This is a genomic window from Streptomyces misionensis, from assembly GCF_900104815.1.
Classification (GTDB): domain Bacteria; phylum Actinomycetota; class Actinomycetes; order Streptomycetales; family Streptomycetaceae; genus Streptomyces; species Streptomyces misionensis.
The window spans coordinates 6960683-6987593 of sequence record NZ_FNTD01000004.1 but is presented as its reverse complement, the minus strand read 5'-3'; the positions used below and the strand labels follow the sequence as shown (position 1 = coordinate 6987593).

Sequence of the window (26911 nt, the reverse complement as noted above, 5' to 3'; positions counted from 1 at the left end):
GCCCCCTGGGGTCTGCCGTCCAGGGGGCTCAGGGGTGTCAAACGGTCTCCGGCTCGGGGGAACACCGCGGGAGCGCGCCGCCGGAACCGCCGTCAGGACGCGGCGGCGGAACGTGCGGCGGCCGTGAACCAGGCGGCGACGTCCGCCGCGGTCGACTCCACGTCCGCGACGCTCGTTCCCCGCACCACGGCGCGGCCGGCGCGGGTGGTGGTGGTCCGGGGGCTCGTCATGACCGAGCCCACCGCGAGCTTCAGCTCCGCGTCGACCACGCCGGACCTGGCCCGGATGTCCTCGACCGAGGGCATGGACAGCACCCTTCCGGGCGGAGCGCTCAGGGTCACCCAGCCGAACAGAGCGCCGTCGAGGGGCCCATCGGTCCGTGCGGGCGGGGCGGCGCCCAGCACCGCCGCCGCCCAGTGCCGGTGCAGATCGACGCCCGTGGTCAGCAGGACGGTCCGGTCGATGCGTCCGCCCGCGATACGGCCGCCGCACTCGCCGAAGACGAGGGTGCCGTCCGCCTGCTCGAAGGCCTCCAGGTGGTACACCCCGTCGGCGAAGCCCAGGGCGTCGGCCGTCTGCCGGACCAGGTGCCGGGCCCGTGTGTAGCGCGCCTCCTCCGCCGCGGCCCGCAGCGCGACCGAGCCGTTGAGCGCGCCGTCCAGCGCGGTGATCTGATTCCTGAAGTACCGGGACACGCAGATCTCGGCCACCCGGCCGTCTCTGACCGCGCCGTCGATGTGCAGTTCGTCGCCCGGCACGAACTCCTCGCACAGCCAGGGACCCGCGCCGTGCTCCCGCTGCCAGCGGGTGACGTCGGCGGCGCGGCGCAGCGCCCTGGTGTCCTGGGCCCCCGCCCCCGACGGCGGCTTGACGACGACCGGCAGCCCGCCCACCTCGGCGACGGCCTGCGCCAGCTCTCCCGGCTGCACGAAGACCGCGGACCGCGCCAACGGCACGCCGGCGCGGCGCAGTGCCGCCTTCTGGGCCTGCTTGTCGCGCAACAGCACCGCGGCGGACAGGGGCAGCGCACGCGCCGCGCAGGACGCGCCGATCAGCGCGGCCGCCACCAGGCCGTGCTCCAGGGCGCTGGTGACCACGTCGAACTCGCCGAGCGCGATCGCGTCCCGGGCGAGTCCCAGCAGGACCTGCTCGGCGTCCATCGGGTCCTCGACCACCACGATCCGCTCGACCAGGCCGCGCCCCGACAGCGAGGCCGCGTGCCGGGGCGTGGCGACACAGGTGATCCGTGCCCCCCGCTCCCCCAGTGCCGCCACGGACTCGTCCGGCTTCGCGCCGAGCAGCAGGACCCGGTCGCCGCCACCACCGACATCACGCACCATCTTCCCCTCCCGAGGTAACCGCCGTCCGACATCGCCGCGGGGATGACCGCGGTGCCCGCCCCCCGACCCGTCACCACACCCCTCGCCACCGGCTCCGCCGTGTCGCCGGGTCACCCGGCCACCAGGGTGGCCCGATCGAACGGGTCGATCCGCCGCGCGAAGTCCCCGTGCTCGGCGACCGCCAGCCCCTGGCTGTACGGCACGCCGTGGCGCTCCAGCTGCGCCGCGACCGCCGGTGACGGGCCGGCGAACCGCAGCAGATCGGTCTCCGGGACCACCGCGATCCTCGGGTCGCGCATGTCCTCGGCGGCGGCCTGTCGCAGGGCGCCGAGGCGGTGTTCGACATGCGGCCAGTAGCCGGCCATCTTGGCGCCGCCCAGCACGTGGCAGTCGCCCAGCAGCGGGAGCATCGCCAGGTTGCTGTAGTTGTCGAACACGGTCGCCTGCCGGGCCGGGCACTCCACGAGCACGCCGTCGGGACCCGCCCGCCGCCCCTGCGCCTGGTCGGTGAGCAGACGGCACCAGGCGGGCAGCGGCTCGCCTGCGGCGGACGCCGGACCGGCCGCCTGTTCCCGCACGAAGGAGACGAGCAGCGAGAGCGGCAGATACGTCACCGTCCGCCCGGACACCATGCCTGCCGCCCGTTCGACCACCGCGCCGAGCAGCATGTAGGAGACGGCCAGGTCCGCCCCCCACCGGGCGGCGCGGGACGCGTCGAGATCGGTCGTGGACGCCTCCTCGGGCACGACGTCCATCGGCGGCCGGCCGGCGACGATCACGTGCTTGCGCTTCTTGTTCCGGGAGAACTGGCGGTGGCAGCGCACCTTCCCGTCCTCGCCCAGGTACCACCAGGCGTAGGGCCGCCAGCCGAGGTCGGAGAAGTTGACGTGGGTGAGGACGACGCGCACGTGGTGGGCCGGGTCCGGGTCCCGTCGCTGGACGCTCCCCGCGTACCAGCAGACCCTTGTGCGCGGGTCGAACACATTGGGGCTGGCGTGCGGCAGCGACACCAGGACGGACTCGCTCGCCGCCCACCGGTCCAGCGCGGCGTCGTCGAGACCCAGCAGGGCCAGGGCCTCGCCGGCCGCGGCGGCCGGAGCGTCCGCGCGGATCAGGTCCAGGCGCCTGCGCCGTACGTAGTCGATGAACGCGGTCTTAGTTCGCACCGACCAGTTCCTCCATCTCCCTGCTCCGTCCCACGCCCCACCAGCTGAACCCGGCCGTGCCCAGCACGAGGGCGAGCGCGATCCAGGCGGCGGTGAGGCCGAGTGCTTCGACGAGCCAGCCGGCCACGAGTGCGGCACCGCACTTGGCGACCCCCGCCACGGCGTTGCGCACCACCGTGAACCGGCCCACCTGGTCCTCGGGCGGCGCCTGGTTGGTCAGCACCTGCATCACCATCACATGGGTGGTGACGACGGCGCTGAGCACGAGGAAGAGCATGACGACGGCGGCCGGCCAGCGGGTGACGGCGATGCCGACGGCCAACGCGGCGCCGGTGAGGAAAGCGGTCCGCAGGACGAGGTCCGACGACAGCCGGCCGCTGGACAGCGCGGTGCCCGCGAGGAACCCGCCGCTCATGCCGGCCACGCTGAGCACCGCGTAGAAGTCGCCGGACCCGGGCGACACCGTCTGCGCCAGCGGCACGGCGACGGTGGACATGAAGGGCAGTGCGCCACTGCTGGGAAAGGAGTACAGCAGGATCGTGCGCAGGACCCGCGAACCGGCCGTCGTGCTCCTCGCCCGCTCTTGCCGGCCCGGCGCCGCGACCGGACCGGCTTCCCGCGCCGCGGCCGCCGGCGGGGCCGCGGCCCCGCGCGGCGACGGCGGTGCGGCGCGCCGCACCGCCATGAGCCCGGCCAGATAGAGCAGGGCCGTGGTGGCGAAGCACCAGCCGACCGCGCCGAACCCCAGCAGCACGCCCGCGGCCCCGCCGCCGACCGCCCCGCCCGCCTGCGCCAACGAGGTCGAGCGCTGGCGCAGCCGTACGGCGTCGGCCGCCGCGTACCCCTGGCGGATGAACCGTCCCGCGTGCGCCTTGTTCATCGTCTTCACGAAGCTCAGGCTGCACTGCACGGCGGCGAACGCGGCCAGGGCCGGTCCCGGCGGCGAGCCGGCCGTCCACACCAGGGTGAGCAGCGCGGACCCGGTGAACAGCACCCAGTTCGTCACGGACAGCCGGTGGGCCGCGTCCCCCGAGTCGGCCCGCTTGCGGACGATCAGTCCGAGGACGACGCCCGGCAGGTACGCCGCGGCGTTCATCGCCCCGGTCACCACCGCGTTGTGGCTCAGGCGGTAGGAGGCCCACATGATGGTGACCGCCTGGAGGGTCTCGGCGACACTGCTCGTGCAGAAGAAGGCGAGCAGCCACCTGCCGCTGTGCGCCGACCGTGAGGTTGCCTCGTGCTTCATTCGGCCGTGCCGATTCCCGTGGTCACCGGCCCAGCGCCGCTCGGGGTCATGACGGCGGCGCGCAGCCGGTCGGCCCCCTCGGGGGTCAGTCCCTCGAAGTAGGCGCGGTACTCGAAGTCGCAGGAGTTCGTCGGATCGGCGCCCCGGGCCCGGTTCCCCTCGCCGATGAGGACGACGCCGGGCAACCGGCCGGCCTGCGCCGCGGGCAGCGGCAGGCTGCCGTCGGGGTTGGGGCGGGCCCACAGCATCCCGCTGATCTCGGCCGCCGGACGCAGCGGCGCGAAGCCGAGACTGTCCATGCCGAGCTGCGTGGCCACGAAGGCGCCCCAGATGTCCGCTCCGGTCGTGACGCGCAGCAGTTCCCCCCAGCCGGCACCGGCCGGGCGCATGCCGACCTCACCGAAGGACAGGCGGGCACCGTCGTACAGGAACTCCACGTGGAAGACGCCGTCGCCGGCGTCGAGTTCCTCGATCACCCGGTGGGTGAGTTCGGTCAGCCGGGGCCGCAGCGGGTCGTCGCGGCGCAGGAACGACGTGCCCCAGGTGCCGGCGGTCTGCAACGCCGGCCGGTCGTACTCGGAGATCACCAGCCAGTTGACCCGGCCGTCGTGGAAGGCACCGTCGCAGTGGAACTCACGCTCGACCGCGACGGCCTCCTCGACCAGCCACAGGCCGTCCTGGCCCGCGAGCCAGTCGCGGGCCCGGCCGACCGGCATCCGGCGTACGTCGCGCGACGCCGAGGAGGCGATCGGTTTGACGACGACCTCGGTGACGTCGGCCCCGTCCCGCGGCCCGTCGGCCAGGAACCGTCCGGACAGCCAGGCGCGGGGGGAGGGCACCACGGAGCTGAGCCTGCCGCGCATCCGCCACTTGTTCGTGACCAGCAGGCTCTGCGCGTAGTCGAGTCCCGGCAGGCCGTACTGGCTGCGCAGGAAACCGGCGGCGAGCATGGTGCTCTCGCTCGTCGCCACCACCGCGGCGAACGGCCGGCGGGCCATCAGCTCGTCGGCGGCGCGCAGGAGTTCGGGTCCGGGCAGGGCGCCGTGCCGCTCGGCGTCGGCGGGGAGACGGACGAACTCGTGGGTGTCCGAGAAGGTGTCCATGGCCCGGCGGGCCCATTCCTTGTCGCGCCCGAGCACGAGCACGCGGGTCCTGGATTCCGACACTTAGGCGCTCCGGTTGAAGTCAGCTATCGCACGCAGTTCGTGCACCAGTTCCTTGTGGGTCGCCGCCTTGACGATGGCGTGTCCGCAGCGGCCGTAGATGCCCTGCCGGCCGTTCTCCGGCGCGGGATAGTCCAGTTCGACCAGCTCGAAGCGGTCGCGGAAGGAGTCCTCCGTCAGCTCCGGGTCGGGGCTGCGGACGAGGTAGATCCAGCCGAACAGCTCGGCGGGCTCGCTCTCCTGCCCGGGCAGCTCGGGCACCCGGCCGAGGGCCACGTCGATCGTGGCACCGTACAGATCGACTCCGTGTGTCATGCGCAGCACCTCGGGTGTCAAGGCGCCGGCCGGCCGCGCTCCCACCTCGCCCAGGACCAGTTCCCCGTCGGGCCTGATGAACGCCTCGAGGTGGAAGACGGTGTCGGGGGCGGCCAGTTCGCGCAGCACGTCGGACGCGAACCGGGTGGCGCGGTCGGCCAGTTCGCTCTCGGCGGGGCCGAGGGGTGCGTCGGCGACCGCCTTCCCCCGGGTCCAGCCCATCAGCGGGTCCAGGTAGCTCGACACCGCCGCCCAGACGGGCCGGCCGTCCCACCACACGCCGTCGACGTGGATCTCGCGTCCCTCGACGTACGACTCGGCGACCGTCCGGACGTCGGACACGAACGGATGGCGGCGCAGGTAGTCGTCGAGTTCGGCCTGGTCGTGGACGGCCTCCGTGGCCTGGGAGCCGAAGCCGTCCGCCGGCTTGACCACGAAGGTCGCGCCCAGGCGTTCCGCCAGTGCCGCGTAGTCGGGATCGGAGGGTTTCACGTACACGCACTCGGCCGTCGGAACGGCCGGGGACACGGCAGCCTTCTGGATCCGTTTGTCGCGGAACCTCAGGCACCGCGCCGGGTCGGTGTCGCCGGGCAGCCCGAACACCGAACGCAGTACGGTCGCCGCGAACATGGGGTGTTCATGGCCGGTGACGACCGCGCTGATGCCGCCGCCCGGGTACTCCGTCACGGCACGCAGGACCTCCTCGGCGTCGGCGAGGTCGGCGACCCTCGTGTACGACAGGCCGCTCAGCCCCGGCTTGAGCTTGTCGACGACGAAGTGCAGATCGAGGTCGCGCCGCCGAGCCGCCTCGACGAACCCCGCTCGATACCCCAGACAGACAACAGTCACTCTCGTACACCGATCTCTTTGACGTACAGGTGGTGGGCCGGGGGGAACGGTCCCGTCGGCCGGTACCCCAGGGAGGTGAAGAACTCGATGTTGGCGCCGAGGCTGTCGCGCAGGGCGACGACCATGCGGCGCGTTCCCAGACCGAGGGCCCGCTCCTCCACGGCGGCGACCAGTCGCGTCCCTATGCCGCGCCGGCGCCAGGGGGCGCTGACGGACAGCGCGTCCAGGGTGTGTCCCGCCGGATCCGGCGTCTGGTGCACCACGCCCACGAGTTCGTCCTCCGCGTGCGCCATCAGCCAGGATGAGGCGCAGGCGCGGACGGCCTCGTCGGACCAGCGCAGAGCGGTCGGCCGGAACCCCGCCGTGAACGGCCGGTACACCTCCTGGACCAGGTCCGCCACGGACGCCGCGTCGGCGGCGCCCGCCTGCCGGATCCGGACGGTGATCACTGCGGTCGGACGGCGTAGAACGCCTCGCTGACGTACGGGAGTTCCAATCGCCCACCGCTTTCGTGCTGCGCGCACAGCCGGCGCACCCGGGCGTAGAAGACCGGCCCGACGGCGGCCACGGCGCGCTGGGCCTGCGTGGAGGAGGAGCTCATGGTGACGAATTCCTCGACCGTCAGCGTCTGGGTCCAGTCCGCCGCTCGGCGCTCCACCCGCGTGAACGTCCCGCCCAGTTCGGCGGCGATGTCGAAGCTGCGGTAGGAGCGGCTGTAGCCCGGGGAGAGTTCCTCCAGCAGGTCCTCGTAGGCGGCGGCGAACCCGCCGGCCGCGTGGTTGCGGTTGTTCTGGACGACCAGGCACACCCCGGTGGGGCTCAGGCTCCTGGCGGCCTCCCGCACGTAGGCGGCCCGGTCCATCCACTGGTAGGACTGGGCGGCGACCACGAGGTCGAGGGTGGCGGACGGGCACGAGGCGAGGTAGCCCTCGGCCGTGCCCTCATGCCATACGACCTGCGGGAACTTCTCGCGCCCGACGCGGATCATGTCCGTCGAGACGTCGACGGCGTGCACCTCCGCGTCGGCGGGCAGTTGCGGCAGCAGTCCCTCGAGGGCGATGCCGGTGCCGGCCCCGGCGTCGACGACCCGCAGCCGGCCGGCCTTCGGGAGGTACTCGACGAGGTGCTGGAACAGTTCGGCGGGGTAGCGCGGCCGAGCCTGGTCGTAGTTGTTGGCCAGTCCGTCGAACTTGGCTTCGGTGGTGGACAAGTGGCTTACTCTCCGGGAACTCGGGTCTTCACACGGGACAGGAGTCCGCCCTGGGCGATCATCTCCAGGAGGAGGGGCGGCGGTTTCGGGAAGGTGGAGAGGGTCGTCCCCTCGCAACGGATCTCCCCGCGTCCGAGGTCGAGGGATATGGTCATCCCCTCGGTCAGGCGGTCGGTGTCGGTCTCGATGGCCGGCAGGGCCAGGTTCCAGCAGTTGCGGAAGAGGATGCGCCCGAAGCGGGGGGCGATCACCAGGCCGATCCCGTTGGCCAGGAGGGTGGAGACGGCCTGTTCCCGGGAGCTGCCGATGCCGAAGACGGAGTCGCTGACGATCGCGTCCCCCGGCTGGACGGTGTCGACGAACCCGGGGAGGTACGCCTCGAACAGGTGCGGTGCGAGCAGTTTCGGATCGGTGTGCATGTGCTTGTACCGGGCGGGGATGATGTCGTCGGTCGAGACCATACCCGTGACCCGGCGTACCCGGTGGGTCGATGTGTGTGTCACGGCAGGTCCTCCACACGGGGAATCGCACCGGACAGCGCGGTGGCGGCGGCCACGACGGGCGAGGACAGGTAGATGTCGGCCTCGGGATTGCCCATCCGGCCGCGGAAGTTGCGGTTCATGGTGGACAGCACGTTCTCGCCCCGGGCGGGCAGCGGGCCCTGGGTGCCCACGCAGGCGCCGCAGCCGGCCGGGGTGACCACGGCTCCCGCGGTCAGCAGAGTGTCGATGTAGCCGGCGCGCATGGCGTCCCGGTACACGGCGTTCGAGCCCGGGGTCACCACGAACTGGACTCCCGCGGGCACCCTGTGGCCGCGCACGACCGCGGCCGCCTCGGCGATGTCCTCCAGCCGGCTGTTGGTGCAACTGCCCAGGAAGACGTACGAGATCGGGGTGCCCGCCGCCTCGTCGAGCGGCACGGTCCGGGCCGGGAGGTGCGGGAGCGCCACGGTCGGCTGGAGACCGCTGATGTCGAAGTCGACGCGGGCGAGTCCCGGGGCCGTCCCGGTGGGGATCGTCTCCTGCTCGTCGGGGACGAACACGCACTTCGCGCCGAGTTCGACGCCCAGGCTGGCCAGGCTCGCGGACGCGTCGCGCGACAGCGCGCGCACCCACGCGCCGGTGAACTCCACCGACCGGTACAGGAAGGGCTCCTGGCCCTTGTCCCGCAAGAGGCTGAGGAGGACGTCCCGCGGCCGGGTGGCCCGGGCCGGTGTCCCGGTGAACCTCACCTCGACGGTCTCGGGGACCCGCAGCCAGGTGGTGCCCGTCACCATCGCGGCGACGATGTCCGAGGCGCCCATGCCGAGCCCCAGCGCCCCGAAGGCGCCGCCCACACAGGTGTGGGAGTCGGAGCCCAGCACCAGGGCGCCCGGGGAGAACCAGCCGAGCTCGGCGGCGAGGACGTGGCTGATTCCCTGTCCGCGTGCGCGTACGTCCACCCCGAGACGTGCCGCGAAGCGGTCCGCGTCCTTCATCCGGTCCGCCATGTCGACGTCGGCCACGAGAACGGAGTGGTCGAAGACGAAGCTCACCCGTTCCGGGTCGAAGACCGTCGTGAAGCCGTGCTGCTCGTACAGTCTGGCGACGGTGGGCGCGTTGCCGTCCTGCACGTAGACCCGGTCGGGACGGACGGTGACCAGCCGGCCCGGTGCGACCGGGCCCTCCTCGCCGGCCAGGTGGCCGGCGATGATCTGTTCGGCCAGCGGGACGCCGGCTACGAGTTCGCTCGTCATCTCGGCCCTCAGCGCTGCGCGGCGCGGGCCTTGCCGGCCATCTCGCGCAGCCGGTGCGCGGGGACGGTGCCACCGGTGGCGATGGCCTCGGCCCGCACCTCCCGCAGCAGCTCGTCCAGCACGTCCGCCTCCAGGTCGGCACCGTCCTCGCCGAGCGCGTGGGCGATCACACCGCGGCCGGAGTGCTTGCCCACGAGGAGCTTGCGCTCGCCGCCGACCCGGTCCGGGGGAAAGGGCTCGAACGTGGAGGAGTCCCGGAGCATGCCGGTGGTGTGGATGCCGGACTCGTGCGCGAAGACGTTGGGGCCCACGATCGGCTGCCACGGCGAGGAGGGGAAGCCGCAGGCGTGGGAGACCAGGCGGGACAGCGCGGTGAGCCGGCTGGTGTCGATGCCGAGGTCGACGTCGTACCACTGGAGCAGGCTCATCACCACCTGGGCGAGGTCCGCCATGCCGGCCCGCTCGCCGATGCCGTTGACCGTCACGTGGAAGTACCGCACCCCGGCCTCGATGGCGGCCAGCGTGTTGGCCACCGCCATCCCGAAGTCGTTGTGGCAGTGCGCCTGGAGGTCGATGTCGCAGACCCCGGTGATGGCGCGTACCCGTTCGGCGTACTGGCTGGGCGACAGGATGCCGATGGTGTCGGACAGGCGCAGCCGGTCCGCGCCCGCCTCGGCGACGGCGACGGCGTACTCCTTGAGGAACTCGGGCTCGGTGCGCCCGATGTCCTCCGCGCTGATGCTGACGAAGCAGCCCTGGTCCTTGGCCATCTTGACCATGTCCTGGGCGGTGGACAGCAGCCACGCGCGGTCCCTGCGCACCGAGTTCTTCAGGTGGTTGTCGGAGGTGGGCAGGCCGATGTGCACGGCCCGGAAGCCCAGGTCGATGCTCTTCTGCACGTCACTGCGCACACCGCGGTTCCAGCCGATGAGGGTGACCTCGTCGCGGCGCTCGAGCATTTCCTTGAGGGCCCTGACCTCCTCGCCGCCCATCGTGGGGATGCCGGGTTCGATCCAGCGCACGCCGGCGTCGACGAGGGCGTTGAAGATCTTGACCTTCTTCTCCGCCGACAGGGCCACCCCGGGGGTCTGCTCGCCGTCGCGCAGGGTGGTGTCCTCAAGGATCAGGTCATCGCGCATGATGGTCTTCCCTTTCAGGAGTGGTGACGTTCTCGGTCGCGTGACTGGTTCTCGGGGCGCCGCAGCCCCAGCTTGTCGCGCAGGGTCCCGGGCTGGTACCGGCGTTTGAAGACTCCCCTGTGCTGGAGCCGGGGAAGAATGTTCTCGGAGAAGTCGACGAGGCTTTCCGGGAGCAGCGGCGGCATGATGTTGAATCCGTCGGCGGCACCGTTCTCGAACCACCTGACGATTTCGTCGGTGACCGTGTCATAGCTGCCGATGAGAGTCATGTGGCCACGGGAAGTGGTCATCCTCTCGTACAGCTGGCGTATGTTCAGGCCGTCCTCGTAGGCGAGTTTCTCTATCAGCGCGCGGCGGCTGGTGTTCGCGTTGCTGGGCGGCAGCTTCGGCAGCGGCCCTTCGATGTCGCACCCGGACAGGTCGAATCCGCCGACGAGATCCGAGAGCATGCTCAGGCCGAACTCCGGCCGGATGAGCGACTGCAGTTCCTCGACCTTCTCCTGGGCCTCTTTCCCGGTCTCGCCCGCGTACACGGTGAGGCCGGGAAGGATGATGATGCCCGGGTTCAGCCTCGGGTAGCGGGACGCGCGCCGGTCGAGGTCCTTCGCGAACACGACGGCGGAGTCCAGGTCCGACTGGGCCGTGAAAACCATCTCGGCGGTCCGCGCGGCCAGTTCACGGCCCGCCTCGGACGATCCGGCCTGCACGATGACCGGGTGGCCCTGTGGTGGCCGTGAGACGTTGAGTTCCGCGTCCAGCGAGAAGACCTTGCCGCGATGCCGGACCTTGTGCCGTTTGGCGGGGTCGTAGAACCGGCCCCGCGCCTTGTCGGCGGGGAACGCGTCGTCCTCCCAGGTGTCCCAGAGCCCGCGGACGATGTCGATGAACTCGTCCGCCCGCTGGTAACGCTCGGCGTGCGCGGGGTGGGCCGGCATCCCGAAGTTCGCGGCCGCCGCGAGCTTCGACGTGGTCACCAGGTTCCAGGCGGCGCGCCCCCGCGAGATGATGTCGAGGCTGGCGTACTCGCGGGCGAGGTTGTACGGCTCCTTGTACGTCGTCGAGGACGTCGCCACCAGGCCTATGTCCCGGCTGACCATGGCCAGCGCGCTCAGCAGGGTGAGCGGTTCGAAGAAGGTCACCCGTCCGCCGAAGCCGGCTCGGTCGTCGTTGAACACGGCCGGGGCGTCGGACAGGAACAGCGTGTCGAACAGGTGGCGCTCGGCCAGGCGGGTCACCTCGACGTAGTGGTCGAGGTTGCGCGTGGCGGTGGTGTCGCTTGCGGGATGCCGCCACGAGGCGGCGTGGTGGCCGGTGCCGTACGACACGTAGGCACCCATGACCATCTGTTCCCTGCGCTGTGCGGGCATCTGGTGGGCTCCGGTGGTCAGTTGCGCGGGGCACGCACGATGGGCCTCTTGTCGTCGGGCATCGACAGGAGCTTCGAGGTCTCGATGCACATCTCGCCGGCTTCCAGGGCGCGGCCGTGGTCGAGGATGCGGTGGCTGACCTCCTCCATCGCCCTGGTCGCCGCGCGGAGCATCTGGTTGGCGTAGATGATCAGGTCGAAGCCCGCCGCGTGGAGTTCTTCCTCGGTCACGGACGGGTAGGCCGTGGGGATCGCCACCAGGGGGGTGCCCGGGTGCCGTCTGCGCAGCTCCCGGGCCAGGTCGAGCAGGGGCGCCTCGTCCGAGCTGCGGCTGTGGAGCACCAGACCGTCCGCTCCGGCCGCCACGTAGGCGGCGGCACGGTCCAGGATCTCCTGTCGCGGCAGGCCGGTGATGAGCCCCTCCAGCCGCGCGATGATCATGAAGTCGGTGGAGGACTGGGCGGCCTTTCCGCGGGAGATCTTCTCGCAGAACTCGTCGACCCGGGCCATCGTGTGCAGCCCGTCACCCGGCAGCAGGGAGTTCCGTTTCTCCCCGGCCTTGTCCTCGATCACCACGGCCGAGACACCGCGGCGTTCCATCGCCTTGACCATGTGTTCGAAGTGGAGCGTCTGTCCTCCGGTGTCCCCGTCCATGACGAGGGGCAGCGTGCTCACGGAGAAGATCTGGTCGATCCAGGACAGCCGCAGTTCCATGTCGAGCAGTTCGATGTCCGGGAGTCCGCGCAGTGCCGAGTCGGTCAGCGAACTCGACCAGAACCCGTGGAACTCCCTTTTGTCGGGGCCCTTTCCCTGGGCATGTTCCGCGATGACGGCGGCCAGCGGACTGTGCACTTCGACGATGCGCACGGGCTTTTCTCGGGCGAAATAATCCCGAAGCGCCGCCAAACGGGTCTCGTTGCCTATGGTGGAGATACTCACTCTTTCCCCTGTCGACGAATGGTCTTCATCTCTGGCCGGGAGTGAATACTGACAGCGATGGAAGCACGGGGCGCCCGCGAGCATGCGGAAGCAGAAATCCGCACGGCGTATGACCCACTGCGCTTTCCCCCATCAGGAGCGCCCCGCCCGGTCCCGGCGAGGCAGATAAAGGAAAGGATCAGTTCCGCCTCTGCGTCAACAGTCGCCCCCGCCGCCGACCGGGCGAGTGTATGTTTCCAGCCACCCCACGGCCCTCTTCGCGTCATGCGAGGTTTACCTATCGCCCATCCGGGGCGCGGGCCCCGTCGACCGATAGTTACCTTTCCCAACCAATGGAAGTTGTATAGATCACGTTTGACCGCCCGGGGAGGCGCAGCGATCCCCGGCTGACGCGTGGCCCATACACCCATCGTTCACTCTGCGTGGCGGCGCCCGCACTTGGCCGGTTGCAGCTCACCGGCGGAGCGGCGCGCGAAGCGTGCCCGGCCTCGCGGCCGACGGTCCGGACGATCCCCGCGGTCTGACCACGTCGGTGACCGACTCGGTCGCGGGCACCTTCGGCGCCCGCTACGACGCCGACGGCGAACTGAACGAGCAGACCCTGCCCGGCGGTTACACCATGACCGAGGCCAAGGACCCGGACGGCACCGCCATCAGCCGCACCTACACACGCGACAGCGACGGCACCGTCCTGCTCGCCGACAGCATCACCGAGACCGCCCAGGGCCAGTGGGCCACCCACGCCGGCACCCCGGGCGTCACAGCCTCCCAGGCCTACGCCCACGACAAGGCCGGACGCCTGTCGCAGGTGCAGGACACCACCCCCGACGCGGTGTGCACCACCCGCGCCTACACCTTCGACAAGCACACCAACCGCAAGACCCTCGCCACCTCCACCTCCACCGCCACCGTCGGCACGGACTGCACCACCAGCGGGGCCACCGGAACGCTGACCCGCAACGTCGACGGCCTGGACGGCAACCTCACCGCCACCACCACCAAGACCGGCGGCGTCATCCTCCAGCTGGCCAACCTGCACGGCGACATCGCCCTGCAACTGCCCGCCGACAGCAGCGCCGCGCCGACCGTCCTCGACTACGACGAGTACGGCAACCCGCGCACCGACCAGCCCGCCACCCGCTACGGCTGGGTCGGCGGCAAACAGCGCTCCAGCGAAACCCCCACCGGCCTCATCCTCATGGGCGTGCGCCTCTACAACCCCGGCACCGGACGCTTCCTGTCCACCGACCCGGTTCCCGGCGGCTCGGCCAACGCCTACGAGTACTGCAACGGCGACCCGATCAACCACTTCGACCTGGACGGGCGCTCCTGGCGTTTCGCGCGCATCCTGTGGCGGAACCGCCGCGTGCAGTCGCTGGCGAACAATGTCGTTGCTGTAGGCGCGATCGCTCCCTATGCCGTATATGCAGGGGCTTATCATGTCCGCAGGCGCCATAGGTTCGGCCGCTGGGGGAATTCCTATCTTCTCACCCTGGAGATAGCCGGACTTCGAGCCGACGAACGCTTGGACGACTTCAAGAGAAGGCATCTGTGGAGGCATGAGGACACGTACGACGAACATATCCATGGCAGCTACTGCCCTCGATTCATGATGGGCCGCCGTCCCGGGATGGAATACATTTCGAAATAAACCCCACCATCAACAGGAAAGCGTACTGTGAAAGAAATCCCGCGGATCGGGGTCTTGGTTGTCATGGCACTTCTCGCCTGTTCGTGTGCCACTACCTCGGATCCGAACGAAGGGTCTGCCCACGTCACGCTGGTCAACGACACGCACACAGAAGTGACTGCCGTATGGTGTGGGTCTTGGGAATGCCGGGACGGGAATCCGCGGCTCCGAATCCAACCTGGCGCATCAGCACGCTCGGAAGTTTCTGGGCTCCAAAATGTCTTCGCTCTGACGGTTAAGCAGTCGGAGACCAGAAAGTATTTATGCATCCGGGACGGCCGACCGGAAGACCATGCCTACTCGTACGCATTTTCCAACGCGCGGGCAACCGTCACTGAAGCCTGTCGGCATCCGGCCGAACGGGTACCAACACCGGGTCTTCGAAGTTAGGCGGGGTGGAGGTGTCCGCGGGCCCGGCGGGTGGTGACGCAGCGTGTGCGTAGGCGTTGGTTGGCGGGGTTGCGGAAGCCGTGGGCGGCGCGGGCGACAAGCTTGATCACACGGTTGATGCCTTCGCTTTTGGCGTTGCTGTGTCCGGTGGCGAGGAATGCGGCGATCTCGGGCCACCAGCGGTCCACCGTGACGGCCAGGGCGGACTTCGGGGATCTCGGAGTCCGCGCACCAGGTCAGGAACTTGAACCGCAGGTGGCCGATGCGGTGACGGCCGACGCCGGTGCGGGCGCAGGCGAGCAGGTCCCGCAGCCGTTCCTTGGCGATCCAGGCGGTCAGCAGCGTCATCCCGATCGTCCCGGCGTCGATCAGTGCGTTCCACATCGTGGTGAACTGGGCGTCGGTGAGGTCCTCGCGGTTGCGCAGAAGCCGGCGTCTGGCTTTCCATTCCGGGTCGGCGGCCCGTCCGCGCCGGCCTCGCAGGGCGGCGGTGGTCCGGCGTCGGACGATGTTGAGCATCTTGTTGGCGAGCTGGACCACATGGAAGTGGTCGACCACGACCTGAGCGTGGGGTAGCCCGGTGCGGATCGCAGCGCGGTAGCCGGCGGACATGTCGATCGCGACGTAGCGGATCTGCCGGCGCCAGGCCAGCGGCGTCGTGGCGAGCCAGGCCAGCACGTCCGAGGGGGCGCGGCCCTCGACCTGCCCGAGCAGGCCCTGCACGCCGAAAGCATCCACGAAGCCGGTGTGCCAGCGATCCGCCACGGGCTCCCACCGACCTGATTCCGGGTTCTGCCGCCACTGCATGCGGCCCCGCCGGGTCTCGTCGATCCCAAGGACGTCGACCGGTTCGAGTGCGGCAGCGCTCACCTCCTGCCCTGCGGTGCGGAAGGCGTGCATCACCGTGGGCCAGGACAGGCCCAGGTCCCGGGCTGCCTGAACGACGGTGGAACCGGCGTCGCACACCCGCCGCCCGGCCGCACTCCGCAGTCGCTCGGTGATCCGGGCCCCGGCCGGGACCTGGCGCACCTGCTCGGTGAAGGTCCGGCGTGGGCAGGCCGGCTCGGTGCAGTACCAGCGTCGCTTGCGCCACACCAGCTCCAGCCCCCGCTCGCCGTAGGGCAGATCCCGTGGGCGAGTCTGCACGAATCCCTTCACATGCACGGCGAATACCCCGCAGGAGGGACAGGCCCGTGCGGCCTCGTCCGCGGTAGTCAGGTACACCCGCCGGGTGCCGTCCGCAAGCCGCTCGACCTTCTCAACTGCCAGGCCGTCCAGGTCGAGCAGCAACGTCGTATTGTTGTCCAAGCCCGTGTGTCCAGGCGTAGAGAACAGTCATGATCACCCACGACCACGGGCTTCCTGCATCCGGGGCCCAACTCACCCCGCATTCATTATCTGTGACGGTGCGACAGGCCGACTACAGCCAGACGCAAGCTCGAAGATCCGGCAAACCGGCGCATGGCGTCCTGCGCGGCCTGCCTGCGGGTGCCGGGTGCCGAGCAGGGGCGTTGCGGTGACCTCCGCGACGCTCTGGCGGAATCCGTCGACGACGGCGCGCAGAATCGAGCGGTGCGTCGCGGTCACGCGGATGACGGTCTCGGCGGCGAGGCGGTCGACGGCCTGCGCGTTCGGCGTGATCTGGTCGACCAGTTGCCGGGCGTGGTCCGTCAGGGCGCCGAGCTCGGCGCCCGCAGCGCGGTGCCCAGGGTCACGGCCTTGCCGAGCCCGTCGACGACGGCTTGTGCGCTGCGCCTGAGTGCCTGCACGGCGGCGAGCTTTCGCTCGGCTCACGTTGGGGCGTCGAGGCCGTCGGCGAGCTGCCGGGCGATGATGCCGAGTAGCCGGTTCTCGCCGTCTGCGTACAAAACGCGGGTGCGCTCGGCGAGGGGTTCGACCATGCCCGGGTGAATCGGCATCCTGCGCACCCCCGAACAATCATCCGCAGTTCTGTAGTTCCTCGCGATGCATATCCACGGGCGAACTGAGGTCATTGGGGTCGTAAGGAGGTCCTGATTCCTTACTCAACCCTCCGCTGTAACCGGTCTCCCACCAGTGGTTGAGGGAGTCGCGAAAGAACAGGAAACCTACTGTCCCTAGGTGTCCATGCTTGGGGAGTTCCGCCAACTTCTCGGGAATTATATAGGTCATTCTGGTGCAGGGCGCTACAGTCTCGGCAAAACGAAGGAACTGGGTGACCGGAGGTAAAACGATTATTGGGTCGTAAATCGGCCGCAGGCTTCGATTTTCAAGTTCGATTTGCAGCCGATCTGCGGGTCCGGGGCTCGAAACTACGAACCAGCTGATCTGTGCCGCCTCCTTGATGTCCCCTTCCTCCTCTTGTTGTCTCGTGTCGACGTACGCCAATAGGGCGAGGATCAGAGCCGGAATTGCGATGAAAGCACTGATGCCTGCGGAAATAGTGTTGATCCAGACGCTCCCTCTACTTTCATCGGTACGCCTGATCTCTTCTTGTGTGGTCCGCTGCCCTGGCAGGCGCGGTCGCCGTCTGGGGTGGGCATAGCCGGATCGTCCGCGTTTTCGTTCTTGGTGCATGGCTGCACTTTGAGGCAAGAGCTACGTCGCCGTTGCGGTTTCGCTATCGGCGGAAAGTTGAGGGGAAAGTGCCCGACGGGATCGGAGGCGGCGGCGCCGGTGTCGGCGAGGATCGCGGCGACGTCGGCCTTTACGGCGGTGTCGCCCCAATCGGGGTGCAGGGTCTTGACCTTCGTCGAGGTCGACACGGCGTCGGCCCGGTTGAGCAGGTCGAGCGTAGTCGCCGTCTGCTGCTCGGACGTGCCCCTCCGGCGTCGATCCGCAGCATGACGTGCAGCATGTGGGCGAAGGCGTGCCGCGCGTACCCGGACTTCTTCTTCCGGGTCACCATGCTGCGCTGCGTGCGGGCGTCGACCGCCACCGCATCGGCCACCTGCGGTTCAAGTTCCTGACCTGGTGCGCGGACTCCGAGATCCCCGAAGTCCGCCAACTGGCCGTCACGGTGGACCGCTGGTGGCCCGAGATCGCCGCATTCATCGCCACCGGACACAGCAACGCCAAAAGCGAAGGCATCAACCGTGTGATCAAGCTTGTCGCCCGCGCCGCCCACGGCTTCCGCAACCCCGCCAACCAACGCCTACGCACACGCTGCGTCACCACCCGCCGGGCCCGCGGACACCTCCACCCCGCCTAACTTCGAAGACCCACCAACACCTACGACACCGCCGACCGGCTGGTGAACAGCGGCTACACGTACAACACCTTCGGCCGCACCACCGCCCTGCCCGGCACCGCCATCGGCTACTACACCAACGACCTCGTCCAGCAGCAGACCGCCGGCGACCAGCGCCAGACCTGGACCCTCGACTCGGCCCTGCGCCGCCGCGGCTTAAGCTGTCTGCGCGAGAGAGTCCACCCGAACATCGACCTCTGGTGGGAGCTCTGAGACCGGTCCGCCCCGGAGCTGATGAGGATCCGCGCAAGACGGCCGGGGGCGTGGGGCGCGTTGAACGGTACCCGGTGCCGTTCAGGTGCAGAGGGAACGGTAGGAGCAGCGTGGGCGCCAGCGAGATGTACGGGACACAGCGGGGGGCGATCGCGGCTCTCCTGGAGGCCGTCGGCGACTCCGTGATGGTGCTCTCGTATCAGGAGGACCGATCGTTTGCCGCCATGAGTCTGGACCGCTTCGGAGCGGCGGGGTCGGTCCGGCTGGACTGGCGTGGGCATGAGGTGATCGACCGGTGCGACGCATTCGATGGCGGGCAGCTGCGCAGGACTGTTCTTGCGCATGCCGAGCCGGGCGAACTCGCGATCGTCTTCTGGGACAACCTTGCGGTGCCGTCGGTGGCGCTGGAGGCCTCTCTGATCGCGGACCACGCCGAGGTGGTCGAAGACGTCCGTCCCAACTGCTGGATCTACCTCGCCGGCAGCGCGGTCCTGGTTGAGCGGCACGACGGTGAGGGGCTGACGGTAGCGCGGGTGCCCGGTTGACCCCGCCCCCCAGTGGTGCGTCCCGTATCGCTACTCGACCAACCACCAGGTGGTCATCGACGCCGACTCCCGCTTGGTCGTCGCCGTCGGCCGGCCCGCGCCGGGCAATAGCAACGAATGTGCGACTGGAAGCAAGAGCACAACCACTCCCACAAGCAGGTCCGTGCCCGCGTTGAGCACGTCTTCGCGCGCATGAAGACCTGGAAGATCCTCCGCGACTGCAGCCTGAAGGGCAACGGCGTCCACACCGCGATGCTCGGCATCGCCCGCCTGCACCACCTCCTACAGCCCGTGTAGACCACCCGCGCAGCGCGAACCCGGCGACCGCGGACGCGCTCAAAGATCGATTGCGGGACAGCCCTTAGGACCTGCGGTTTTCCACGATTTTGGTCACCAGAGTCAGCAGCCGCGCGTGCGGCCACGCCTGACCGGCGAGGAGGAGGCCACCGGAGGTCTGGGCGTCGGCAAGGAGGAGCCACCGACTGAAATCCTCGCCGGGTTACGTCGGTCAGCGCCCCTGGTATCCGCGCCACACCGGAGGTGTGTGCGTGGCCGGTACACCCGTCAGCCGGGCGTGTGCCAGGACGAAGTCAGTGCCTGGCCTGCCCCTGCTTCTTGTCCCGCTCCTCCTGTTCCTCCTGCTCCCTGCGACGAGCCTCGAGGCGTGCGCGCTGCGGCTTCACCACGTAGATCGGATCCTTCGTGGACTCCACGCCGGCCTCGAAGGTCCCGAAGCGCTGGAACCCGCTGCCCGCGAGGAGCGCCAGGCCGCCGAGCGCGGCGACGACGCGGCTGCGCCGGGCGAAGGTGAGCGCGGCGACCGCGCCACCGATGGTGAGGTACTCCGAGATCTTGCGCAGCCTGTGCGGCTCACCATGCGTGTACGTCGACGTCTCGAACGTCGGCTTGTGGTCGATGCGGTGGGCCGCCGCGATCTCGATCGCGGCGCCGAGGAGAGCCAGCCGCCGGGCCGGACCCGCCTCCGACACCGGCGAGCAGACCATCGCCAGACCCGCACCGCTGGCGACGGCGGAGCCCGCGAAGACGAACGGCAGTTCACGGTAGGCCTCGTGCCAGGCGGGCACCGCGGTGTCGGCGAGGAGAACGGCCGTGTAGGAGGCGAGCGCGGGGGCGAACACGGCCGCGGAGATGCCGCTCAGCCGGGCCACCCATTTCAGGGTGGTGCCGAGGGAGCCTTGGGTGCGCCATGGCTTCGGCAGAAGTTCGACCATTCCGGCCAGCGAGCTGCCCGGGCTGTAGAACATCAGGATCCAGGTGCCCATCGACATCGGGGAAGTCGGCTTCGCCACCCGCATCATGTGGTGGAAGCGCAGGGGGCGGCCCAGGTCGCCGATGAGGAAGTAGCTGCTGGCGAGCAGCGCCCCGAAACCGCCGATACGGCAGGACCGGCACAGCTGCGGCCGATCGGTCAGGTCGGCGCCCGCCGCCAGCAGGGCGGCGCCGGCCGAGAGTCCACCGGAGAGGAGATAGGCGGGGACCTTCCACTCCCAGAGCGGAGGTTTGAGCACCGGGCGTCCGTAGTACGACTTGAACTCCGCGGGAGGGACCACCGACTCCTTTCCCTCGCCGCCCTTGTGGCCCTTTTTCCGCTTCTTGCCGCTGCTGCCGCCCGCGGAGGACGTGCCCGTGGAGTCGGCGGCTCCCGCTTCGTCCTGCGGCTCGTGGCGCGCCCGTTCGCCCCTGGTCATCTACGGCCTCCCTTGACGAACACGACAGCGGCCGAGGCCACCATGAGCCCGGCGGCCACGCCCGCGTGCTTCCACATGGACCCCACGTCCCGGGTGGTGACGATCGGGTCCGGCGGCAGCCCGTAGACCTCTGGCTCGTCGAGGAGCAGGAAGAAGGCGCCATCGCCGCCGACCCCGTCCTCGGGGTCACGACCGTACAGCTGAGCGGAGGCCACACCCGCCTCGTGTAGTTGCTCCAGGCGGCGGTCCGCGCGCTCCCGCAGTTCGTCGAGCACGCCGAACTGGATGGAGTCGGTCGGGCAGGCCTTGGCACAGGCCGGCTCCAGACCGCCCTTGAGCCGGTCATAGCACAGGGTGCACTTCCAGGCCCGGCCGTCGTCGGGGCGCCGGTCGATGACGCCGTAGGGGCAGGCGGAGACGCAGTAGGCACAGCCGTTGCAGATGTCGGGCTGGACCACGACGGTGCCGAACTCGGTACGGAAGAGCGCGCCGGTCGGGCAGACGTCGAGGCAGGCCGCGTGGGTGCAGTGCTTGCACACATCCGAGGACATCAGCCAGCGGAAATCGGTGCGGGTCTCCGCGCCGCTCGCGGCGCCGGGCAGTCCGAAGCCGGGGAAGCCCAGGTGCACTGGCTCGGTGCCCAGTTCGCCGCCGGCCCGGTGGCCCTTGCGGATCGCCCCGGCGACGACCTCGGCCGCCGGCCCGGTGCCGGAGGGCCCGGTGGGCAGACCCTGCAGACCGGCGTCCTGCGTACCGAGCTGCAGATCCTGTTCGATGAAGGCGACGTGCCGCCAGCTGCTGGCACCGAGCGAGCCGGTGTTGTCGTAGGACATACCCAGCAGGTCGAATCCGTCGGCCGGTACGCCGTTCCACTCCTTGCAGGCCACCTCGCATGCCTTGCAGCCGATACAGACGGAGGTGTCGGTGAAGAAACCCATCCTGGGCGGGTGGTCCTCGGGGTAACCGGCGTCCCCGGCGGGGTCCTCCAGCGGGCCGAAGAAGCTGTTCTCGTTCTTTCTCGTCTCGGTCATGAGGAGCCCTCCGACCCGTCCGTGCCGGCAGCGTGGCCGTTACCTGGATGCCCGTCCGTCCCCGAATCGGGAACGTCGACCGTCAACTCGTGGGTGCCCGTGTCCAGGGTGATCCCGGCGCGGCGCCGGTAGTCCTCGACATACTCCAGGAGTTCGGGACCGCGGGGGCGCCGTCCGGGCTGAATGTCGCAGGTGACCACCTTGCTCTCCTGGATCAGCACGTTGGGGTCGAGCACCACGCCGATCAGGTCGTTGACCACGTCGCCCGTGGTGATCCCGCGGCTGCCCCAGTGGTAGGGCATCCAGAGCTGGTGCACCTTGCGGCCGTCGAAGTTCAGCGGCGCCAGCCGGTCGGTGACGACCACCCTTGCCTCGACCGCAGTGCGGCTGGTGATCACGTGTGCCCAGCCCATGTGGTGCAGGCCCCGCTCGGCGGCGAGCTCCGGCGACACCTCCACGGTCAGGCCGGGCTGCAGCTCCGAGAGGTAGGGCAGCGTGCGGCTCATCGCGCCGGCCGTATGGTGCTCGGTGTACCGGGAGGCGGTGAACACGTACGGGAACACCTCACTGTGCCCCTGAGGCGGCGAGGGGTTGTAGGGGTTGTAGGTCTTCTTGTAGATCATCCGGGTCGGGTTGGACTGCTGACCGTAGAGGTGGTTGCGTACGACCGACTCCTCCGGCTCGTAGTGAGTGGGCAGGGGGCCGTCCACCAGACCGGTCGGCGTGAACAGCGCTGCCTTCCCGTCGCCCATCATGATGAACGCGTCGTCGCCGGTCAGCGCCTCTGGACCGGCCGCGTCCGGCGGAGGCTCGTAGCGCGGCGGCTTGTTCCGCTGGAAGTCCGGGTCGTCGCCGCCGACCCACTCACCGCGTTCCTCGTCCCACCAGATGAGGGCTTTGCGGTCGCTCCACGGCCGTCCGTCGGGGTCCGCGGACGCCCGGTTGTAGAGAATCCTCCGATTCAGCGGCCACACCCACCCCCACTGGCCGTCCAAGATCGGGTGCTCGAAGCGCGAGTTGCGTCGCCGGGCGTGATTGTGCTCGTTCGCGAAGACGCCACTGTAAATCCAGCAGCCACACGCGGTGGTCCCGTCGGCCTTGAGGTCCTCGTAGCTGCTCACGGTGCGGCCGGTGCGCAGGTCGATGCCGTTGATGTGGCGCAGGACGTCCTCGGCGGACGGCTCGTCCCCCTCCTCCATCTCGTAGTCCCAGGCCATGTCGAGGACGGGACGGTCGCGCTCGTCCTCCGAACCCTCCAGTTTCGCCCGGAGGATCCGGCCGAGGTGGTAGAAGAACCACAAGTCGGAGCGGCGGTCGCCGATGGGTTCGACGGCCTTGTCACGCCACTGGACCATGCGCTGTGTCTGCGTGAAGGTGCCGGCCTTCTCCACGTGCGAGGCAGCGGGAAAGAAGAACACCTCTGTGGGACAGGTCTCGGTGGAGATCTCGCCCCTCTCGATCTCCGGCGCGTCCTTCCAGACGGTCGCGCTCTCGATCATCGCCAGGTCGCGGACGACCAGCCACTCCAGCTTGGCGAGGGCGAGTCGTTGCAGCCTTCCGTGTGCGGAGCCGACCGCGGGGTTCTGCCCCACCAGGAAGTAGCCGTACACCTTGCCTTCGAGCATGTCCATGGCCGTGCGGTAGGTGCCGTGGTCGTCGTTGATGCGTGGCAGGTAGCCGTAGCAGAAGTCGTTCTCCGGGGTGGCCGCGTCGCCCCAGTACTCCTTGAGCAGGGAGATCATGTAGGCGTCGGCGGCGTCCCAGTAGCCCTTGCGCATGACGTGGCGTACGTCGTCCAGGAACATGCCCAGGGTCTCATGGGTGACGTTGGGCATCGGGAGGTAGCCCGGCAGCAGGTTGTACAGGGTCGGGATGTCCGTGGACCCCTGGATGCTGGCGTGGCCGCGCAGGGCGAGGATGCCGCTGCCGGGGCGCCCGAGGTTGCCGAGCAGCAGCTGGACGATGGCACCGGCCCGGATGTACTGGGCGCCGACGCTGTGCTGTGTCCAGCCGACGCTGTAGACGAGTGCGGTGGTGCGCTCGCGGCCCGAGTTCTCGGTCCAGGTGCGGCACACGTCGAGGAACTGCTGCTGGGTGATGCCGCAGACCCGCTCGACCATCTCGGGCGTGTACCGGGAGTAGTGCCGCTTGAGTACCTGGAGCACACAGCGCGGGTGCTGCATGGTGGGGTCGGTGGCGATTCGTCCGGGCGGGCCCGGCGGCGACTCGTGACCGCCGGCCGCCTGTGCGGGGGTTGCGGAGAGGAGTGTGCTGCCCTGCCGTCCGTCGCTCTCTTCGGCGACCTCGTACGCCCAGCTGGTGCTGTCGTACGAACCGGTCTCCGGGTCGTAGCCGCTGAACAGGCCGTCCAGGTCCTCGGTGTCCCGGAATTCCTCGTTGACCAGAAACGTGGCGTTGGTGTACGCCTGCACGTACTCCTTGAAGTGCAGGTCGTTGGAGAGGATGTAGTTGACCACTCCGCCGAGGAAGGCGATGTCGGATCCCACCCTGATCCGCACGTGCTGGCCGGCATGGGCGCTGGTGCGGGTGAAGCGGGGGTCGATGTGGATCACTTTGGTGCCGCGCACCTTGGCTTCGGTGACCCACTGGAACGCGACGGGATGGGCTTCGGCCATGTTCGAGCCCATGATGATGATGCAGTCGGAATTGGTCAGGTCCTCCGGGTAGTTGGTAGCGCCGCCACGTCCGAGACAGGTTCCCAGACCGGGAACGGTGGCGGAGTGTCAAATACGCGCCTGGTTCTCGATCTGCAAGGCACCCAGAGCGGTGAACAACTTCTTGATCAGGTAGTTTTCCTCGTTGTCCAGCGCCGCGCCGCCCAGGCCCGCGAAACCCAAGGTGCGCCGCAGTGGCCGGCCCTGTTCGTCGGTGTCCTGCCAGCCCCGGCGCCGGGCGTCCAGGACCCGGTCGGCCACCATGTCCATGGCCGTGTCCAGGTCCAGGTGCTGCCACTCGGTCGCGTAGGGAGCCCGGTAGAGCACCTTGTCCTCACGCTGCGGCCCGGTGACGAGCTGCTTGCTGCAGGATCCCTTGGGGCACAGACGGCCGCGGTTGACCGGGCTGTTCGGGTTGCCCTCGATCTGGATGACCTTCTCGTCCTTGACGAAGACGTTCTGTGAGCAGCCCACGGCGCAGTAGGGGCACACCGAGTGCACTACTCGGTCGGCTTCCTCGGTGCGGGGCTTGAGATGGGCCGACCTCTTCGACTGGACCGCCAAGCCGCGGCCCAGCCAGTCTGCACCGGTGATCTGCCGGTACACGGGCCACAGATCCAACCACCGTTTCACGCCCATCCGCCTGCTCCTTCGTGCATGGGCCCCCAGCCTGTTCGACGCTACCGGCTCAAAGACCCGTCGCAAGTCAGCGCGCCGCGGACCAGGACCGGCAAGGCCTCTTCCAGGTGGATATATGCACGGCGAACAACGCCACGCGGCGCAAGGTTGTTCGCCTCCGAGCCCGAGCAGGTGAAGACGATCTCCTCCGGACCGCAAGGCGCACCGCAGCGGCGGCACGAGTGAACCCACAAGACCGTTCTCGCTGCGGCACGTCGCGCGCCGTCGGCTTCACCGCGGCCCGGTGTCCCCAGGGAGGCCTTCCAGGTCGGCGGCGACATCGGTGTGCCGGGCGATTTCCGTCAGCGCGCGAGCCATGACCGAGACCGGCTCCCGAGTGGTGACGACCAGCCCGACCGGCACGGTCCGGGCGGGCTCGGTCAGTGGTACCGCCCGCATGCCGTGCGGGACACCGAAGACATGCAGCCAGGTGTGCGGCACGATGCTCGCCCACTGCCCCGTCCTGACATGGGCGAACAGTGCGGCCACCGAATCGGTCTCGACGCGGGGTGATGGCCGCAGCCCGGCCTCGGCGAACAACTCGTCCAGGACCTGACGCCCTTGCATGGACCCGGTCAACAGGCACAGCGGGAGCCTTGAGGCATCCGTCCACGTCGCCGTCGTGGGATCGGTGAGGCCGTCCACGGTGGTGGTCAGCAGCACATACCGTTCCTCGTACAGCGGGACCGCCCGGAAATTCTTGGAGAGGTCCTTGTGTAGATAGGTGATTCCGGCGTCGAGCTCGAAATTCTGCAGTTGCCGGAGAATTTCCTCCGACCGGAGATCCGCCATGACTTCCACGGTGACCAGTGGGTGCGCGGTGCAGAACGGGCCGGTCAGCAGGGAGACGGCACCGGAAGCGGTCGGGACCGCACCGATCCGCATCCTGCCGCTGAGCCCGGTGCGCAGCGCGCTCACCTCGTTCTTCAGGGCGTCGCGATCGGCCAGGATCCGCTGCGCCCACATCACGATGCGTTCGCCCTCGGGCGTGAGACCCTCGTACTTGCGGCCGCGGCGGATCAACGGCACATCCAGTTCGTCCTCCAGCTTTCTGATCGCCTCGGAGAGGGCGGGCTGAGAGACGTAGCAGGACTGGGCGGCTCGGGCGAAATGGTGCTCGCGAGAGAGGGCCACCAGGTATTCGAGTTGACGAAACAGCACGTGATGGGTTTACCGGACAATTCATCCGAAAGCCAATCGTGGTTGCCCGGCGTGCCCCGGGTTACCGCACAGCTGTGTTGCGGCGTGCGGTCCAGGTGGGGGCCGTGCCCTTTCAGGACCGCCTACGCCGCGAGCCAGGCAGGGCCTGCGGTCGCCAGTCACGGCGAGGGCAGATCAGACGGGCACTGTCGCCAGGCGCTCGGTGCCGGTGTATACGTTCATCGAGGCGCCACGCAGGAAGCCGACCAGGGTCAGCCCGCTTTCCGCGGCCAGGTCCACCGCCAGCGAGGACGGGGCGGAGACGGCCGCCAGTACGGGGATCGCGGCCATCGCCGCCTTCTGCACCAGTTCGAAAGAGGCCCGTCCGCTCACCATCAGCACCGTCCCGCGCAGCGGCAGCATCCCGGATCGCAGGGCATGGCCGACGACCTTGTCCACGGCGTTGTGCCGGCCGACGTCCTCGCGCAGGCACAGCAATTCACCGTCGGCCGAGAAGAGTCCGGCGGCGTGGAGGCCGCCGGTGCTGTCGAAGACCCGCTGGGCGGCCCGCAGTCGGTCGGGGAGCACCGTCAGCACCTCCGGTCCGATGCGCAGCGGGTCCTCGGCGACGGACCACGAGGCAGAGGTGCGCACCGCGTCCAGGCCGGCCTTGCCGCACAGCCCGCACGACGACGTCGTGTAGAAGTTCCGCTCCAGCGACGCGTCAGGGGCAGCCACCCCCGGTGCGAGGACGAGGTCCACCACGTTGTAGGTGTTGCCAGCGTCGGATGTGGCGCCCGCGCAGTAGCGGATCGCGGCCACGTCGTCGGCGGCGTGAACCACGCCTTCGCTCACCAGGAATCCGGTCGCGAGATCGAAGTCGTCGCCCGGGGTGCGCATGGTCACGGTGAGCGGACGGCCACCGACCCGGATCTCCATCGGTTCCTCGGCGGCCAGGGTGTCCGGCCGGTAGGAGGACACACCTTCCCGGATACGCAGGACTCGGCGCCGCGCGGTCACTCGTCCCATGGTTCACTCCTCTCTTCGAAGGCCCGCTCCGACGGTGCGTGCGGTTGAGTTCGTCCGACGCATCGGAGGACCAGAGACCGCCATCGGGGGTGTCGCGCCAGTGGATTCCGTCCG

At 69.4% G+C, this 26911-nt stretch carries 22 protein-coding genes and 3 pseudogenes; 5 read left to right on the top strand and 20 right to left on the bottom strand.

The window, feature by feature from the left end:
- Window positions 1-92 precede the first annotated feature (92 nt).
- The 12 genes from BLW85_RS33180 to BLW85_RS33125 all read right to left on the bottom strand — a co-directional run bounded on the left by BLW85_RS33180 (window position 93) and on the right by BLW85_RS33125 (window position 12552).
- Window positions 93-1340, bottom strand: coding sequence for an ATP-grasp domain-containing protein (locus tag BLW85_RS33180; protein WP_074994815.1), 1248 nt, complete (start codon window positions 1338-1340; stop codon window positions 93-95).
- Between the two features lie 110 nt (window positions 1341-1450).
- Window positions 1451-2506: a hypothetical protein gene (locus BLW85_RS38570; RefSeq protein WP_074994813.1), complete on the bottom strand. Its 1056-nt coding sequence runs from the start codon at window positions 2504-2506 to the stop codon at window positions 1451-1453.
- Window positions 2496-3752, bottom strand: a complete 1257-nt coding sequence (locus BLW85_RS33170; protein WP_070026054.1) for an MFS transporter — start codon at window positions 3750-3752, stop codon at window positions 2496-2498. The genes BLW85_RS38570 and BLW85_RS33170 overlap by 11 nt, the downstream gene beginning before the upstream one ends.
- The gene (locus tag BLW85_RS33165; protein WP_074994811.1) at window positions 3749-4918 is read right to left on the bottom strand and encodes an ATP-grasp domain-containing protein; all 1170 of its coding nucleotides are present in this window, start codon (window positions 4916-4918) and stop codon (window positions 3749-3751) included. Before BLW85_RS33165 ends, BLW85_RS33170 begins: the two co-directional genes overlap by 4 nt.
- Window positions 4919-6079 (bottom strand): ATP-grasp domain-containing protein, encoded by a 1161-nt coding sequence (locus BLW85_RS33160; RefSeq protein WP_074994809.1) that lies wholly within the window; start codon window positions 6077-6079, stop codon window positions 4919-4921.
- Window positions 6076-6528: a GNAT family N-acetyltransferase gene (locus BLW85_RS33155; RefSeq protein WP_070026051.1), complete on the bottom strand. Its 453-nt coding sequence runs from the start codon at window positions 6526-6528 to the stop codon at window positions 6076-6078. The genes BLW85_RS33160 and BLW85_RS33155 overlap by 4 nt, the downstream gene beginning before the upstream one ends.
- On the bottom strand, window positions 6525-7289 hold the full coding sequence (locus tag BLW85_RS33150; protein ID WP_070026050.1) for a class I SAM-dependent methyltransferase: 765 nt from the start codon (window positions 7287-7289) through the stop codon (window positions 6525-6527). Before BLW85_RS33150 ends, BLW85_RS33155 begins: the two co-directional genes overlap by 4 nt.
- A 5-nt stretch (window positions 7290-7294) precedes the next feature.
- The gene (locus BLW85_RS33145; RefSeq protein ID WP_071828592.1) at window positions 7295-7792 is read right to left on the bottom strand and encodes a LeuD/DmdB family oxidoreductase small subunit; all 498 of its coding nucleotides are present in this window, start codon (window positions 7790-7792) and stop codon (window positions 7295-7297) included.
- On the bottom strand, window positions 7789-9024 hold the full coding sequence (locus BLW85_RS33140) for a 3-isopropylmalate dehydratase large subunit (RefSeq protein WP_070026048.1): 1236 nt from the start codon (window positions 9022-9024) through the stop codon (window positions 7789-7791). Before BLW85_RS33140 ends, BLW85_RS33145 begins: the two co-directional genes overlap by 4 nt.
- Before the next feature lie 8 nt (window positions 9025-9032).
- Window positions 9033-10163 carry a homocitrate synthase/isopropylmalate synthase family protein gene (locus BLW85_RS33135; protein WP_079172489.1) on the bottom strand — a complete coding sequence of 377 codons (1131 nt, stop codon included), beginning with the start codon at window positions 10161-10163 and terminating at the stop codon, window positions 9033-9035.
- Window positions 10164-10177: 14 nt separating this feature from the next.
- Window positions 10178-11530 (bottom strand): LLM class flavin-dependent oxidoreductase, encoded by a 1353-nt coding sequence (locus tag BLW85_RS33130; RefSeq protein WP_074994806.1) that lies wholly within the window; start codon window positions 11528-11530, stop codon window positions 10178-10180.
- Window positions 11531-11547: 17 nt separating this feature from the next.
- Window positions 11548-12552, bottom strand: coding sequence for an isocitrate lyase/phosphoenolpyruvate mutase family protein (locus tag BLW85_RS33125; RefSeq protein ID WP_079172487.1), 1005 nt, complete (start codon window positions 12550-12552; stop codon window positions 11548-11550).
- 394 nt (window positions 12553-12946) lie between these two features.
- Between BLW85_RS33125 and BLW85_RS33120 the strand changes: the two genes are divergently transcribed.
- On the top strand, window positions 12947-14119 hold the full coding sequence (locus tag BLW85_RS33120) for an RHS repeat-associated core domain-containing protein (protein WP_074994804.1): 1173 nt from the start codon (window positions 12947-12949) through the stop codon (window positions 14117-14119).
- A gap of 300 nt (window positions 14120-14419) precedes the next feature.
- Here the strand turns inward: BLW85_RS33120 and BLW85_RS33115 are convergent, their stop codons facing one another.
- The 3 genes from BLW85_RS33115 to BLW85_RS38940 all read right to left on the bottom strand — a co-directional run bounded on the left by BLW85_RS33115 (window position 14420) and on the right by BLW85_RS38940 (window position 17104).
- A complete protein-coding gene (locus tag BLW85_RS33115; RefSeq protein WP_208624931.1) occupies window positions 14420-15838 on the bottom strand; it encodes an ISL3 family transposase in 1419 nt (472 codons plus the stop codon).
- A 500-nt stretch (window positions 15839-16338) separates the two neighbouring features.
- Window positions 16339-16467, bottom strand: coding sequence for a hypothetical protein (locus tag BLW85_RS40660; protein ID WP_279628622.1), 129 nt, complete (start codon window positions 16465-16467; stop codon window positions 16339-16341).
- A gap of 19 nt (window positions 16468-16486) precedes the next feature.
- Window positions 16487-17104, bottom strand: a complete 618-nt coding sequence (locus BLW85_RS38940) for a hypothetical protein (protein WP_167381360.1) — start codon at window positions 17102-17104, stop codon at window positions 16487-16489.
- 271 nt (window positions 17105-17375) lie between these two features.
- Here BLW85_RS38940 and BLW85_RS33100 point away from each other — a divergent pair, with 271 nt between their 5' ends.
- From BLW85_RS33100 to BLW85_RS33085, 4 genes and pseudogenes are all read left to right on the top strand, one after another.
- Window positions 17376-17738: a transposase gene (locus BLW85_RS33100; protein WP_079172485.1), complete on the top strand. Its 363-nt coding sequence runs from the start codon at window positions 17376-17378 to the stop codon at window positions 17736-17738.
- A gap of 12 nt (window positions 17739-17750) precedes the next feature.
- A pseudogene (locus BLW85_RS33095) lies at window positions 17751-17930 on the top strand (hypothetical protein); the annotation flags it as partial.
- Between the two features lie 170 nt (window positions 17931-18100).
- Complete coding sequence (locus BLW85_RS33090; RefSeq protein ID WP_074994799.1) at window positions 18101-18535, top strand: hypothetical protein; 435 nt, start codon at window positions 18101-18103, stop codon at window positions 18533-18535.
- A gap of 25 nt (window positions 18536-18560) precedes the next feature.
- Window positions 18561-18832 (top strand): annotated as a pseudogene (locus BLW85_RS33085) (transposase); the annotation flags it as partial.
- 293 nt (window positions 18833-19125) lie between these two features.
- Here BLW85_RS33085 and nrfD read toward each other — a convergent pair.
- The 5 genes and pseudogenes from nrfD to fdhD form a co-directional block, all read right to left on the bottom strand.
- Window positions 19126-20244, bottom strand: coding sequence for an NrfD/PsrC family molybdoenzyme membrane anchor subunit (gene nrfD / locus BLW85_RS33080; RefSeq protein WP_079172484.1), 1119 nt, complete (start codon window positions 20242-20244; stop codon window positions 19126-19128).
- The gene (locus BLW85_RS33075; protein WP_070026043.1) at window positions 20241-21275 is read right to left on the bottom strand and encodes a 4Fe-4S dicluster domain-containing protein; all 1035 of its coding nucleotides are present in this window, start codon (window positions 21273-21275) and stop codon (window positions 20241-20243) included. Before BLW85_RS33075 ends, nrfD begins: the two co-directional genes overlap by 4 nt.
- A gap of 92 nt (window positions 21276-21367) precedes the next feature.
- Window positions 21368-24589 (bottom strand): annotated as a pseudogene (gene fdh / locus BLW85_RS33070) (formate dehydrogenase); the annotation flags it as partial.
- A gap of 270 nt (window positions 24590-24859) precedes the next feature.
- Entirely contained in the window at window positions 24860-25789 is a 930-nt protein-coding gene (locus tag BLW85_RS33060; RefSeq protein ID WP_074994788.1) for a LysR family transcriptional regulator, read from the bottom strand.
- Window positions 25790-25963: 174 nt separating this feature from the next.
- The gene (gene fdhD / locus BLW85_RS33055; RefSeq protein ID WP_074994785.1) at window positions 25964-26797 is read right to left on the bottom strand and encodes a formate dehydrogenase accessory sulfurtransferase FdhD; all 834 of its coding nucleotides are present in this window, start codon (window positions 26795-26797) and stop codon (window positions 25964-25966) included.
- Between the last annotated feature and the right edge of the window lie 114 nt (window positions 26798-26911).

Bases quoted from the DNA above. Each gene is read 5' to 3' on its own strand.
- BLW85_RS33180 (WP_074994815.1), bottom strand. From the start codon at position 1,340: ATGGTGCGTGATGTCGGTGGTGGCGGCGACCGGGTCCTGCTGCTCGGC.
- BLW85_RS33170 (WP_070026054.1), bottom strand. From the start codon at position 3,752: ATGAAGCACGAGGCAACCTCACGGTCGGCGCACAGCGGCAGGTGGCTG.
- BLW85_RS33140 (WP_070026048.1), bottom strand. From the start codon at position 9,024: ATGACGAGCGAACTCGTAGCCGGCGTCCCGCTGGCCGAACAGATCATC.
- BLW85_RS33135 (WP_079172489.1), bottom strand. From the start codon at position 10,163: ATGCGCGATGACCTGATCCTTGAGGACACCACCCTGCGCGACGGCGAG.
- BLW85_RS33130 (WP_074994806.1), bottom strand. From the start codon at position 11,530: ATGCCCGCACAGCGCAGGGAACAGATGGTCATGGGTGCCTACGTGTCG.
- BLW85_RS33125 (WP_079172487.1), bottom strand. From the start codon at position 12,552: ATGCTCGCGGGCGCCCCGTGCTTCCATCGCTGTCAGTATTCACTCCCG.
- BLW85_RS40660 (WP_279628622.1), bottom strand. From the start codon at position 16,467: ATGCCGATTCACCCGGGCATGGTCGAACCCCTCGCCGAGCGCACCCGC.
- BLW85_RS38940 (WP_167381360.1), bottom strand. From the start codon at position 17,104: ATGCACCAAGAACGAAAACGCGGACGATCCGGCTATGCCCACCCCAGA.
- nrfD (WP_079172484.1), bottom strand. From the start codon at position 20,244: ATGACCAGGGGCGAACGGGCGCGCCACGAGCCGCAGGACGAAGCGGGA.
- BLW85_RS33075 (WP_070026043.1), bottom strand. From the start codon at position 21,275: ATGACCGAGACGAGAAAGAACGAGAACAGCTTCTTCGGCCCGCTGGAG.
- fdhD (WP_074994785.1), bottom strand. From the start codon at position 26,797: ATGGGACGAGTGACCGCGCGGCGCCGAGTCCTGCGTATCCGGGAAGGT.